Annotated in this window: 14 protein-coding genes; 11 read left to right on the top strand and 3 right to left on the bottom strand. The window is 49.1% G+C overall.

Translation table 11 applies throughout. From position 1 onward, the window contains the following. The first annotated feature begins 377 nt into the window (after window positions 1–377). From AXA67_09215 to AXA67_09175, 9 genes are all read left to right on the top strand, one after another. Window positions 378–2,150 carry a diguanylate cyclase gene (locus AXA67_09215; protein ID KXJ40651.1) on the top strand — a complete coding sequence of 591 codons (1,773 nt, stop codon included), beginning with the start codon at window positions 378–380 and terminating at the stop codon, window positions 2,148–2,150. Between the two features lie 251 nt (window positions 2,151–2,401). Then, a complete protein-coding gene (locus AXA67_09210) occupies window positions 2,402–2,797 on the top strand; it encodes a hypothetical protein (GenBank protein ID KXJ40650.1) in 396 nt (131 codons plus the stop codon). Between the two features lie 8 nt (window positions 2,798–2,805). Further along, a complete protein-coding gene (locus tag AXA67_09205) occupies window positions 2,806–3,171 on the top strand; it encodes a succinate dehydrogenase (protein ID KXJ40649.1) in 366 nt (121 codons plus the stop codon). A 22-nt stretch (window positions 3,172–3,193) separates the two neighbouring features. Continuing rightward, window positions 3,194–4,978, top strand: a complete 1,785-nt coding sequence (locus AXA67_09200; protein ID KXJ40476.1) for a fumarate reductase — start codon at window positions 3,194–3,196, stop codon at window positions 4,976–4,978. Window positions 4,979–4,980: 2 nt separating this feature from the next. Continuing rightward, window positions 4,981–5,763 carry a succinate dehydrogenase iron-sulfur subunit gene (locus tag AXA67_09195; GenBank protein KXJ40475.1) on the top strand — a complete coding sequence of 261 codons (783 nt, stop codon included), beginning with the start codon at window positions 4,981–4,983 and terminating at the stop codon, window positions 5,761–5,763. Next, on the top strand, window positions 5,760–6,323 hold the full coding sequence (locus tag AXA67_09190) for a hypothetical protein (protein ID KXJ40474.1): 564 nt from the start codon (window positions 5,760–5,762) through the stop codon (window positions 6,321–6,323). The genes AXA67_09195 and AXA67_09190 overlap by 4 nt, the downstream gene beginning before the upstream one ends. A 2-nt stretch (window positions 6,324–6,325) precedes the next feature. Beyond that, the gene (locus AXA67_09185) at window positions 6,326–6,571 is read left to right on the top strand and encodes a hypothetical protein (GenBank protein ID KXJ40473.1); all 246 of its coding nucleotides are present in this window, start codon (window positions 6,326–6,328) and stop codon (window positions 6,569–6,571) included. Continuing rightward, the gene (locus tag AXA67_09180) at window positions 6,561–6,800 is read left to right on the top strand and encodes a hypothetical protein (protein ID KXJ40472.1); all 240 of its coding nucleotides are present in this window, start codon (window positions 6,561–6,563) and stop codon (window positions 6,798–6,800) included. Before AXA67_09185 ends, AXA67_09180 begins: the two co-directional genes overlap by 11 nt. Beyond that, on the top strand, window positions 6,793–7,215 hold the full coding sequence (locus tag AXA67_09175; GenBank protein ID KXJ40471.1) for a hypothetical protein: 423 nt from the start codon (window positions 6,793–6,795) through the stop codon (window positions 7,213–7,215). The genes AXA67_09180 and AXA67_09175 overlap by 8 nt, the downstream gene beginning before the upstream one ends. 61 nt (window positions 7,216–7,276) lie before the next feature. Here AXA67_09175 and AXA67_09170 read toward each other — a convergent pair whose 3' ends face one another. After that, on the bottom strand, window positions 7,277–7,882 hold the full coding sequence (locus AXA67_09170) for a hypothetical protein (protein KXJ40470.1): 606 nt from the start codon (window positions 7,880–7,882) through the stop codon (window positions 7,277–7,279). After that, entirely contained in the window at window positions 7,854–8,591 is a 738-nt protein-coding gene (locus tag AXA67_09165) for a glycosyl transferase (GenBank protein KXJ40469.1), read from the bottom strand. Before AXA67_09165 ends, AXA67_09170 begins: the two co-directional genes overlap by 29 nt. 48 nt (window positions 8,592–8,639) lie before the next feature. On the opposite strand from AXA67_09165, the gene AXA67_09160 reads away from it, so the two are divergent. Beyond that, the gene (locus tag AXA67_09160) at window positions 8,640–9,218 is read left to right on the top strand and encodes a hypothetical protein (protein ID KXJ40468.1); all 579 of its coding nucleotides are present in this window, start codon (window positions 8,640–8,642) and stop codon (window positions 9,216–9,218) included. Between the two features lie 6 nt (window positions 9,219–9,224). On the opposite strand, the gene AXA67_09155 is transcribed toward AXA67_09160, so the two are convergent. Continuing rightward, a complete protein-coding gene (locus tag AXA67_09155; GenBank protein KXJ40467.1) occupies window positions 9,225–10,340 on the bottom strand; it encodes a methyltransferase in 1,116 nt (371 codons plus the stop codon). Window positions 10,341–11,227: 887 nt separating this feature from the next. Between AXA67_09155 and AXA67_09150 the strand changes: the two genes are divergently transcribed. Then, entirely contained in the window at window positions 11,228–11,905 is a 678-nt protein-coding gene (locus tag AXA67_09150; GenBank protein KXJ40466.1) for a hypothetical protein, read from the top strand. Window positions 11,906–12,178: the final 273 nt, after the last annotated feature.

The following is a 12,178-nucleotide window of genomic DNA, read 5'->3' as shown; positions in this document are numbered from 1 at the left end:
TACGGAATGAAGATAATGTCGTCTTATTGCGGTGGCAGCGCCAGCAGCCCGAAGACAGTGGGTTGATTCGTTTTCGCCGGGATGTGATTTTTGAAGGAGAACATTTTGGCAGTATTGAAATTGCCTGGATGGATCGAGCAATCTCTCAAGTGGTGGAAAAGCGGATGGAGCGGGTTTGGTTTGCTACGCTACTCCCGCTTGGGGGGTTGACGATACTGATTCTTCTCATTGTCCATTGGTTGGCTGTCAGACCCTTGAAAAAAATTTATCGACGTGTGCTGTCTTTATCGTCCGGAGATTTGGAGAGTTCGATTAAGCCATCGGGCAGCCGTGAAATTCGTTTGCTGGCGGAAACTGTTAACCGTACTACCCAAACAATGCGGGAACTGAAGTCACAAAAAGAGAAGTTGAGGCAAGCAAACGAGGCGTTATTTGAATCCAAGGAGCTGGCCGAGGTGACCTTGCACTCCATTGGGGATGGCGTCATTACGACCGACCATAATGGAATCGTTAAGACCATCAACCCAATCGCTGAACAGCTGACTGGATGGCCGCAGCATGAAGCCGAGGGAAAAAAAATCAGCGAAGTTTTTTTTATTGTCGATGGAGAAAGTGGCGACAAAATAGTCAATGATCCCGTTAGCCGCGCGTTGTCTACGGGCAAGGTGGTTTTGTTGGAAGGCCACACCAAGCTTATTACCCGGGAGGGCGAACAATTCGCCATCGAGGATTCTGCCGCGCCAATTAGATCAAAAGATGGACAAATCCTAGGGGCTGTCTTGGTCTTTCATGACGTAACAGAACAGCGGCAAATGGCGGAAAAAATCAATTATCAAGCAACCCATGATCCCCTGACCGGTCTGATGAACCGCAATGCCTTTGAACTCAAGATACAGCATCTGTTGGAAGATCCTTTTAACGATCGAGATGGGTCTGAACACGCTTTGCTTTACTTGGATCTGGATCAATTCAAGGTGGTGAATGATACTTGCGGCCATGCCGCCGGAGATGCGTTGTTATGTCAGCTCAGCTCCTTGATGCAATCGAGGTTGCGCGCCGGGGATACCATTGCTCGATTGGGAGGGGATGAATTCGCCATTATCCTGCCCCATTGTCCTCTTGACAGGGCATTGCATTGTGCGGAAAAAATCCGTCAGGCGGTGCAGGAATACCGTTTTCTTTGGCATGGTAATACTTTTTCTGTTGGGGTCAGTATCGGCCTAGTTCCATTCCGCGGCGGACAGCAAAACCACCAAGATATCATGGCGGCTGCAGATCAGGCCTGTTTCGCGGCCAAAGACAGGGGGCGTGACCGGGTCCATGTCTATCAACCTGACGACAAAGAGCTGGCCCGGCGACGCCAGGAAATGAATTGGGTAGCCAAGATTCACCGGGCCTTGGAACGCAATGCTTTTGAGCTGTTTTATCAGACCATTGAGCTTGTTCGAGAAGGTAGCAAAACTCTTACCCATTACGAAATCCTGCTCCGCATGCGGGATGAAGCAGGCGATCTGGTGCCGCCAGGCGCGTTTTTGCCGGCTGCCGAACGTTACGATTTGATGGGCCTGATCGACCGCTGGGTAATCCAGCATTTTTTCCAATGGCTTGCCGCGCATCCCGCGCATTTGCGGGAGTTGCATTTGGCGGGAATAAATATCTCCGGTATTTCGGTTTCGGACCCGCACTTTTTGGCGTTTTTGACTAACCAGTTTAAAGTCACCGGCATTCCCGCTGTCAAAATTTGTTTCGAAATCACAGAAACCGTGGCCATTGCCAACCTCTCTCAAGCCAAGGAAATGATTCAAGCATTGAAAGAATTAGGTTGTTGTTTTGCTTTGGATGACTTCGGCAGCGGCATGTCTTCTTTTGGTTATCTCAAACATATGCCTGTGGATTATTTGAAAATCGATGGCGGATTCGTTAGAGATATCGCCAATGACCCCATAGATTACGCCTTGGTGAAATCCATCAATGAAATTGGCCATATCATGGGGAAACTCACCATTGCAGAATTTGTGGAAAACGGGGAGATTTTGGCCAACTTGCGGGAGATTGGGGTGGATTTGGCGCAAGGGTATGGCATCAGTAAGCCTAAGCCGATTTCAAATCTGGTTGAGAATCACCTCGATACCGCATACAATTCCCTTTGATTCAGTAGCGGATTTTTCTTTCCGTTTAGCTCACTTAGGCCAAGGCCGGTATTTATTAAGGACGATGCTACTGACGTCCGCGACAATGACAACAAGGCAGATGCGTACTCAAAACCCAGAAGAAGCCAAGCAGCCGAAGCCCGAAGGTGTTGAAGAATCACCTTGTTCCCATGAGAACCAAGAACAACTACCGCTTCAGCCATTAGACCCTACCCGCTATGGCGATTGGGAAAAGAATGGCCGTTGCATCGATTTCTAAAATGTCAAAACTCCAATCCAACCCTTCCGCCCGTCCGCTTTCTCCCCATCTGCAAGTCTATCGGCTGCCCTTGACGGCGATGCTATCCATCACCCACCGTATCACCGGAGTGATTTTAAGTTTGGGGTTGATCTTTGTCGTATGGGTACTATTTCAAATCGTGACCGATCCTGTGGGCTATGAGGCCATACGGGGTTTTCTGCAAACCTGGCTTGGCCGGGTTTGCCTTTGGCTCTGGACCTTGGCCTTGTTTGTACACTTTAATCACGGCATTCGCCATCTGTTGTGGGATATCGGATGGGGATTTGAAAGGGAAGCGTTGAACAAACACAGCATTGTAGAATTAGCTGTGGCGTTAATTTTATCCATTGTGGTATGGCTGTTTTGAAGGAAAAAATGGAATATAGAACACCCCTGGGAAAAGCTCGGGGACTGGGGTCAGCCAAAAGCGGCACAGGTCATTGGTGGCTACAGCGGTTGACGGCAGTGGCGTTGATTCCATTATCACTGTGGTTTGTCGTGTTTTTGGTCAAGCTTCCTGAGTTGAATTATTCAGAAATGGTGATGTGGCTTTCCCGCCCCTGGAATTCCATATTACTCATCGCCTATCTTTGGGCGGCCTTGTATCATGGTTTACTGGGGTTTCAAGTGGTCATTGAAGATTATGTGCATCATAGTGGCGTCAAGCTCGCCAGTCTTATCACGCTCCGTTTTTTATGGGCCTTGCTGGCGGTAACAGCCTTGTGGGCAATATTACGTTAAGTCGCGAATACCTGAAACACCCATGAAAAAAAGTTATGAAATCATTACCCACACCTACGACACAGTCGTCGTCGGTGCGGGTGGCGCCGGATTGCGCGCGACTCTGGGGATTGCCGCTCGGGGTCTGAAAACCGCTTGCATCACCAAGGTTTTCCCCACCCGCAGCCATACGGTCGCCGCCCAGGGCGGGATCAGCGCGGCGCTCGGCAATATGGGAGAAGATGATTGGCGCTGGCATATGTACGATACCATCAAGGGTTCGGATTGGTTGGGGGATCAGGATGCCATCGAATATATGTGCCGGGAAGCCATTCCCGCCGTCATCGAGCTGGAACACTATGGTGTCCCATTTTCCCGTACCCCGGAAGGGAAAATCTATCAGCGCGCCTTCGGCGGGATGACTACCCATTTTGGCGAGGGCACAGCCCAACGTACCTGTGCCGCTGCGGACAAAACTGGTCACGCCATTCTCCACACCCTTTATCAGCAGTCCCTCAAGCACCAGGCGGAATTTTTTATTGAATATTTCGCTCTGGATCTGGTAATGGATGAAAAGGGGGTATGCCGCGGGGTCTTGGCCTGGTGCCTGGAAGATGGCAGCCTGCATTTGTTCCGTGCCCACATGACCGTATTGGCCACCGGCGGTTATGGCCGGACCTATTTGTCGTGCACCTCGGCCCACACTTGCACCGGGGATGGTAATGCGATGGTGCTCCGGGCTGGATTGCCGCTTCAGGATATGGAGTTTGTCCAGTTTCATCCCACCGGCATTTATGGCGTGGGCTGTCTTATTACCGAAGGCGTCCGCGGGGAAGGGGGATTCCTTACCAATTCCGAGGGTGAAAGGTTCATGGAAAAATATGCGCCTCACGCCAAGGATTTGGCTTCCCGGGATGTAGTGAGCCGGGCCATGACCATTGAAATCCGCGAGGGCAGGGGCGTTGGCCTCCACAAAGATCACTTGTTGTTACACCTGGAACATTTGGATCCCGAGATTATTCACAGCCGCCTGCCTGGCATTGCTGAAACCGCCAAGATTTTTGCCGGGGTGGATGTTACCAAGGAACCTATTCCGGTGATACCCACCGCCCATTACAACATGGGCGGCGTCCCCACCAACCTCGATGGCGAAGTGGTCACCTTCCAAGGGGATGATCCCGAGGTGGCGGTTCCCGGTTTGATGGCCATTGGCGAGGGGGCATGCGTTTCCGTTCACGGCGCTAACCGCCTGGGTTCCAATTCCTTATTGGATATCGTGGTGTTTGGCCGCGCCGCCGCCATCCGCTGCGCGGAATTGGTCAAACCCCGCCGTCCTCACCGTCCGTTGCCCGAAGATATTCTCTATCCTTTGCTTGACCGTTTTGACCGGTTACGCCACGCCAGCGGTCCCTTGAAAGTCGCCCAGGTGCGGGAAAACATGCAGCGCTGCATGCAAAGCCATGCCTCGGTTTTCAGAACGGGGGAAGTGTTGGCGGAAGGTTTGAATCAAATTGCTGAAATCCACGCCAGTTATAACGACATCGGCATTGCCGACCGCTCTTTAATCTGGAATACCGATCTGCTCGAGGCGCTGGAATTGAAAAATCTTCTGGAACAAGCCCAGGTGACGGTAGCTGCCGCGCTAAATCGTACCGAAAGCCGCGGTGCCCATGCCCGGGAGGATTATCCTGACCGTGACGATGAAAACTGGCTCAAACATACCATGATTTGGTTGAGTGAAGACCAGAAGCTGCGCATCGCCTACCGGCCGGTACACGTGCAACCTTTGACCGTCGAACCGATTCCACCCAAGCCGAGGGTTTATTAACTATGGTGCAATTGCGTCTGCCGCCCAATTCACGGGTTGAGCCCGGTAAAGAAGTTTCTTCCATTTCCGAAGCGGAAAAAATTCTCACGGTGAAGGTTTACCGCTGGAATCCGGATTCTGGCGAAAATCCCCGCCTGGATACCTTCCAGCTAGACCGTAAACAATGCGGCGCCATGGTGCTGGATGCTTTGATCCAGATCAAAAACACGCTGGATACCGGTTTGGCTTTCCGCCGTTCCTGCCGGGAAGGGGTGTGCGGTTCTTGCGCCATGAATATCAATGGCCGCAACACCTTGGCCTGCACTAAAGCGATTGACGATTATGGCGATACGCTGACTATTTATCCGCTGCCTCACCAGCAGGTGATCAAGGATCTGGTCACGGACATGACCCATTTTTACGCTCAATACGCTTCCATAGAGCCGTGGTTGCAAACGGTCACTCCCGCTCCGGCAGACCGCGAGCGCTTGCAAAGCGAGGAAGAACGCAGCCGTCTGGATGGACTTTACGATTGCATTCTCTGTGCTTGTTGCTCCACTGCCTGTCCCAGCTATTGGTGGAACAGCGATAAGTATCTGGGCCCTGCGACCTTGCTCCAAGCGCACCGCTGGATTGCCGACAGCCGCGACGAAATGACCGGCGAGCGCCTGGATGCTCTGGAAGATCCATTCAAACTCTATCGTTGCCACACCATCATGAACTGCACCGATACCTGCCCCAAAGGGCTCAATCCAGCCAAATCCATTGCCGAAATCAAAAAGTTGCTGCTTGAACGCAAGGGATGACCCAGGCAACCGATCCAGAGCGCTGGCTCAATGAATACGGTGATTTGCTGTTTCGATATGCGGTTGGCCGGGTTGGGGATACATCAGTAGCGGAAGACTTGGTTCAGGACACGCTGCTGGCGGCTTGGCGCGGCCGGGACCGTTATACCGGGCAATCGGCGGAGAGCACTTGGCTGGTAGGCATTCTCAAGCACAAAATCGCCGACCATTTCCGTAAACAATCGCCATTATCGATAGAGGAATTGGGATTGGATCTGGACCGCTATTTTGATGAAAGGGGGCATTGGCGCCAAGCCCCGCAAGCGTGGGGAAACCCGGAGCTAGATCTTTATCAGGAACAATTGCAAGCAGCCCTGCAGCGTTGCGTCGATCATTTACCGACCCGCCTTCGGAATCTGTTTTTTCTCCGCGAAGTCGAGGGTTTGAGCGGCGAAGAAATATGTAAACAAATGCCCGTGTCCTCGACCAACAATGTATGGGTTATGTTATCAAGAATGCGTTTTCGACTGCGTCAATGTCTCGAACAGGCTGGCTTCGGTCATTCCGGGAAGGATGAATAGTCATGCTTTCCTGTAAAGAGGCCACAGAGCTCGTCTCCAAATCCATGGATACCCAGTTGCCGTGGCGGGAACGTCTGGCTTTGCGTCTGCATCTTGCTTTATGTGGCATGTGCAGGAAATACCGGATGCAGTTGCGCATGATGCAAAAGGTCATTCAAAAATCCTCCGCAGAAGACTGGCTCCCTCCTGTGCACCTGTCCGAAGAGGCTAAACAAAGGATCTTGAATCACTTTAAAAGTGAACGCTGAAGACCGCAAACTCTATTGGCGGTGCCGCCGGGGAATGCAAGAATTGGATGTCCTGCTGCAAAGGTATTTCAAAACTAGCTTCCCTGCCGCTGGTGCGGAAGAAAAGCGGGCTTTCAAAAAGTTATTAGACCAGCCAGATCCCCAATTAGCAGCGTGGTTGATTTACGGCCAACCTTGTCCCGAGCAGCCATTGGCATCATTGATCCAAAAAATTAGGGCGCTTGACTGATTCCTCCATCAACTTTCAGCTTAATCTGCAAGGATCCCACTGGCAGCGTTATTTTCTGACATTAGCCCATGCCTTGGCGATAGCATCCGTTTGGCTTTCGCCTTGGTCAATTGGGATTGTTTCAATCATGAGCATGATTTTGATTGTCAGCGCCATGCTTGCCTGGCGGCAATCCCGATACCCGAAAATAAACCAGATTCATTCTGACGGTGAAACCTGGACGCTAGTGACCCGCTATCAGCAAACCAAAACAGGCAAATTATTACCTTCCACCTGGACCAGCCGCTGGTTAACCCTGCTCCACTTCCGCTTGCAAAATGGTCGTTTTTTGGCGGTGCCCGTATGGCGCGATAGTGTCAGCGATGAGGAATACCGGCAGTTAAGGGTAATCTTGCGTTGGCAGATAAAGTTTTAGGAACTCTTTGTCATATCAAGCGAGATATTTTTGAATTATACGAAGAACTTTTTGTGAATGATTAGGTTGTGCGCCACCGGCGCCAATCTTCCGGCCGGTCCAGATCCCATTGGAGGGGCAGTTCGAAACAATCGAGATTGAATTGACGTATCCGGCGCCGGGTTTCGGAAAGGACCGCCTCAGTCCCCCAAGGCATGGCGGTGAATAAATCCCGGCAGGGGCGCCTGAGGCCGATCATGACGTAGCCACCGTCTTCCGCGGGCGCCAATACAATATCCTTGCCTTGGTTTAAAGCCTGGATACCCTGGCGAAAGTCGGCCACCGTCAGGGAAGGACTGTCACAACCGGCCAACAGCGCTTGTCGGTATCCCAGTCCCAACATTTCTTCGAATGCATGATGCATTTTCTCCCCCAAATCCGCTCCTTGTTGCGGGTGCAGGAACAGGGCAAAGCGTTTTGCCAAGGCCTGAAAAAAGGGGTGATGAATCGTTGGGTGGCAATATAAGTGGATAGGCGCGATAGCGCTGCCTGCTAGTAATTCAATCAGGTTAAAGGTGAGGCGGGCTTGCAGGGCGGCGGCTTGTTGCGGGCTCAAAACCGGCGTTAAACGGGTTTTTACCTCGCCTGGAACCGGTGCTTTAGTGAAAAGTATCAGGGCGCTTTTCATGGCAGCCGGTTTTTGAGTGGGGCATGAGAAATCTGCCGGATTGGTAAAGGGCCGCCAAATTGGCGGGAGAAATACCGATAAAATACAGCAACCTCAACCACCACATAAGCAAAATGGTTCTGCCGACACCGAAAGCTTCCCATCGTCTGCCCGAGCTGGTTACCTTGTGTCGGAGGCATAAGGGGTTGGACAGTTGCTTAAGGCGCTTGCTGAGCGCTATGTCTTCCATCAAGGGAATGTCAGGATAGCCGCCGGCTTTCTCGAAAGCCTCTTTTTTTACGAAAATCACTTGATCCCCGGTGGCAATCCCGGAGAGGCGGGAGCGGAGATTCATCATGCTGGCGATGACCTTTAAAAAAGGCGGCTTTCCCTCCAACTCGATGTCAAATCTTCCCCACTGGCGGTGACCCTGAAGGCCTTGATGAATGGCCTCCAAGGCGCCGGGGGGCAAACGGGTGTCGGCATGTAAAAAGATCAATATTTCACCTTGGGTTAGTGCCACTCCCGCATTCATTTGCCGGGCCCGGCCCCTGGACGCTAGTATGACCCGGTCTGCCCAAGGCTTGCTCAATTCAACGGTATTGTCATGGCTGCCGCCATCCACCACAATGATTTCCGCCCTATCGCGCAACAGTTGCAGGGATTTCAGGCAGGTTTCTATGGTTTCCGCTTCTTGATAAGCGGGAATGATAATGGAGAAGTCTGTCATCTGACTTAGTCTTTTTTGAGGTTGTCTGTCGAGCTTTCTTCATGGACAATGCATTCTATGATTCAACTTCATGTTTCCAAAACCCTGGCGTCTGATCTTAAGCCTTTTTTGATAGAGGCTTCGGTTGACCCCCAGGCTATGCAATGGTATGCGCACCGGGTGCTTATCTTGCGGCGCAAGTGTGTGATTGCTATGGAGCTTAACAGCCGCTATGCCATATTGTTTCCCGCCCTGGTAAAAAAGGATTTTAAGGAATTTTCCGAGATTTTCCGGATGCGTTTGGTGAATGAAGCGGTTTCTGTTTGCGCCAAGGCGGAACCTGCCACTGAAAAAATAGCCGCCTTGGCCCTGTTGATTAGCGAACAAATCCAGATTCATCCTGGCAGCGACCGCAGCGTTCAGGCCCACATCAACGATGTTGCCAGGGAGTTGGATTGGATGGCGCGCGATATCGGCCGTCTCCCGGAAACTAACGAAGAGGCTTTTGGGTTTGGCCTGCGGGTAAATTTGAGCTATCGCCGCCGTAAACAAGACAAGGATTATTTTATTCCATTTGAGCGTTTTCGGGATTTTTGGCTCGGCGCCCTGAAATTTATGGATTCCAGGGGCCATGAACCGTTACACTGACGGCGCTTAACAGCAACCGCCCCCGTTTCCGCCCCGGCTTGTACCGCCTTTTGTTTCTTCCGGCGCCCGCAGCGTGCCCGGCGGCGCGCACCATGCTTTTCCTTTGCCTGGTTGGGCTGGCGCGATACCAACGAAATCCTGCTTGAGCGGTCCTTCGGTAAGAAAGCGGAAGGTGCGCTCGCATACCGCCATCCTTTGTCCGCGGTAAAAAACGTGACCTTCATCGTCATGGACTTTTGCGAAAGGGCCTTTATAGATGACTGCGTGGCCATAATCGATACAGTCAGATCCTGTCGGCTTGACGGCGGTGACCGTCACCGCGCGGAATTCAATGCCTTCCACCACTTGCCAAGGCGTATCTCCCCATTTGTCGAGGGTGACTGTCACAAACCCCGCGTCTGCAAATCCCTGTAGAAAGTCATGTTCCTGCAAAGCACCGGATATGCAGCCGCTCCAAAGCTTCGGATCTTGCTTCAATGATTCCGGCACCGGCTCGTCACTGACAATATCTGAAATCGCTATCCGGCCACCGGGTTTGACGACCCGAAAAATTTCCTGGAACAATTGTCTTTTGTCAGCATCGTCCACCAGATTCAAAACACAATTGGAAATCACCAAGTCCACGGAATTATTGGCAATCAGGGGGCGTTCCTTTTTTTGCTTGGCTTGCCAGGCTTTCAGAGCCAATAGATCCTCGTGAGCGCGGATCGGGTGTTCCGCCAGATATCGGTCAAGCGCCGCCACATCCAGCGCCAGATCCTGAATTAGCCCTTTCACAAAGCGTACCCGGTCGCCCCCCAGTTTTTCCGCCATCTCTGGTTGATATTTGCGGGCAAGATCCAACATGGCATCGTTCATATCCAAGCCAATCACGTATCCCGTGGGTCCCGTCAACTGGGCGGCCATATAGCAAATTTTGCCGGAACCGGATCCCAGGTCCAATACGACGTCACCTTCACGAACATAGCGGGAAGGGTCGCCGCAGCCATAGTCTTTTTCGATGATTTCCTGGGGCAACAGTTTCAACAAATCCCGGTCATAGTCCACTGGGCAACACAAAGCATCTTGGCGTTCTTTGGCGCCTTCGGCATAGCGGTCAAGGACATGGGTTTCTACTGACATGGGAACACCTCATTATTATTGCTGTAGGTATTCAGTGTACATTTTAGAAGGGAGGAAAGGAATATGACGATGAGATTTTCGCTACGTGCACAAAGGTGTTACGCCAAATTATTTGCTAGAAAATTCAAAAAACTTGAAATTAATAAATAATAAATTAATTATATTCTTTTGGTAATTTTTAACAGAATTATTTTTTTATTTAAATTAAAATTTGTGCGCGATTTTTTTAAAATCGCGTGCGTATATCACATTAACTCTAATGGTGTATTATTATGAAATATTCAATTCTTTGCATTATAAGTGGGGCATTTTCTTTTGTTTTAACGTCTTCTGTAGCTGTGGCTGCTGTCCCTACAGTAGGGGGTATAGTTGCTAATTTGAATCAAGATGGTAAAACTTATCCCGGTACTATGTGTTTACCTGCACAAGGTGCTAAGGTTGTTAATAATACTACAGGTGTTTTATACAACAATAGCAATTCCCCTCAAATATGGACGTGCCCAATAGTAAGAGATGTCATGAAAGGTCAAAGGAATGGAATAACTACAGCAGTAGTTAAGGGGATTGATAGACATCCCTTTCAAAATATTACTTGTACATTAAAATCCATGAAATTCCATGGTGGACGGGTAATTCAGAAAACTGATAATTCTGCAGATGGTAATATAGCCTTTCAGGGTTTGAAATCATTTCCCAATGGATATTATGTTTTGCGTTGTAAAGTGCCTGGTAAATTTCGCAATCGTAGATCAGGCATCCGTGTATACAGAATCAATGAAAAACTGTAATATTTTATACAGTTAATTATTTTAATTGAGGTTACCCTTGAAATATTTTTAAGGGTAACCTTTGGATTAGTAACTATTAGTTTATAAGGATATGGTATAATGGCAATTAGGTTTTTATACATAGCGCTTGGGTTTGTGTTTATAGTTGCATATACTTTGTATTATAAAGACGTTGAAATTGTAAATTTATTTTCCAATAAAGGGGCTGATGTGGGCGGTCACTCGTCCCGTGCCAATGATTTAAAGTTAAGTGAGGATTCAAAATTAGATTATATTATAAAAGAATTAGATGCTATTATAAAAGAGCAAAAGCAATTGCGTAGGCTGGTAAATGCTAATTCAAATAATATTAAAGTCTTATCTAATTTGGTAAATGGTACTGGAACAATGGCTCATGTTGCTCAGGATACTGATGAAGGAATTGATGATGTAGAAGAAGATGACGGTACAACTGATCTTGCCACACTGGAGTCCGCCTTAACTAATGAACCGGTAGATACTCAATGGAGCAAGAATGCTGCTGGTACAATTATAGAAACCTTTGATAAAATACTTCCTGAAGGTGTCGATGTTTCTGATATTTATTGCCAGTTTTCTTTTTGCAAGATTGTACTAGAGAGCTCATCAAATATAGCTTTAGATGCAATTATTGATCGGTTTTCTCTCCAATTAGGATGGAAATCTGATATTTCTGTACATGCTTCAGAAAAAGATAATGGAAGTAATATATCTACTATTTATATTTCTAGGGACGGATATAACTTGCCTGGCTTCTAAGCTTTGCGCAAACATTGCTTCAGCTTTCAATCTTTGTTTTATTGATAATTTTATTTATTTGCTGTTTGGTGGGAATGAATATACGGGTAAACTATGAGAGTTATGGAAGGTGGAATCACTTAGTCTGAATCACCTATAATATTACGAAAACAACGATCAAGGGTAGCAGTAGAAATTTATGCTTCGTACATTCAATAAGTTACAAGTCATCTTTCTTGTAGAAGCAGACTTATATCGGTAGTACCTTGCTCATTTATAAAATTACACCATCTT

The organism is Methylothermaceae bacteria B42 (assembly GCA_001566965.1).
Lineage (GTDB): Bacteria > Pseudomonadota > Gammaproteobacteria > Methylococcales > Methylothermaceae > Methylohalobius.
This window is presented reverse-complemented; position numbering and strand designations above follow the sequence as displayed.

Bases quoted from the DNA above. Each gene is read 5' to 3' on its own strand.
- AXA67_09215 (KXJ40651.1), top strand. From the start codon at position 378: ATGCGGGAACTGAAGTCACAAAAAGAGAAGTTGAGGCAAGCAAACGAG.
- AXA67_09205 (KXJ40649.1), top strand. From the start codon at position 2,806: ATGGAATATAGAACACCCCTGGGAAAAGCTCGGGGACTGGGGTCAGCC.
- AXA67_09200 (KXJ40476.1), top strand. From the start codon at position 3,194: ATGAAAAAAAGTTATGAAATCATTACCCACACCTACGACACAGTCGTC.
- AXA67_09195 (KXJ40475.1), top strand. From the start codon at position 4,981: ATGGTGCAATTGCGTCTGCCGCCCAATTCACGGGTTGAGCCCGGTAAA.
- AXA67_09190 (KXJ40474.1), top strand. From the start codon at position 5,760: ATGACCCAGGCAACCGATCCAGAGCGCTGGCTCAATGAATACGGTGAT.
- AXA67_09185 (KXJ40473.1), top strand. From the start codon at position 6,326: ATGCTTTCCTGTAAAGAGGCCACAGAGCTCGTCTCCAAATCCATGGAT.
- AXA67_09170 (KXJ40470.1), bottom strand. From the start codon at position 7,882: ATGAAAAGCGCCCTGATACTTTTCACTAAAGCACCGGTTCCAGGCGAG.
- AXA67_09165 (KXJ40469.1), bottom strand. From the start codon at position 8,591: ATGACAGACTTCTCCATTATCATTCCCGCTTATCAAGAAGCGGAAACC.
- AXA67_09160 (KXJ40468.1), top strand. From the start codon at position 8,640: ATGCATTCTATGATTCAACTTCATGTTTCCAAAACCCTGGCGTCTGAT.
- AXA67_09155 (KXJ40467.1), bottom strand. From the start codon at position 10,340: ATGTCAGTAGAAACCCATGTCCTTGACCGCTATGCCGAAGGCGCCAAA.
- AXA67_09150 (KXJ40466.1), top strand. From the start codon at position 11,228: ATGGCAATTAGGTTTTTATACATAGCGCTTGGGTTTGTGTTTATAGTT.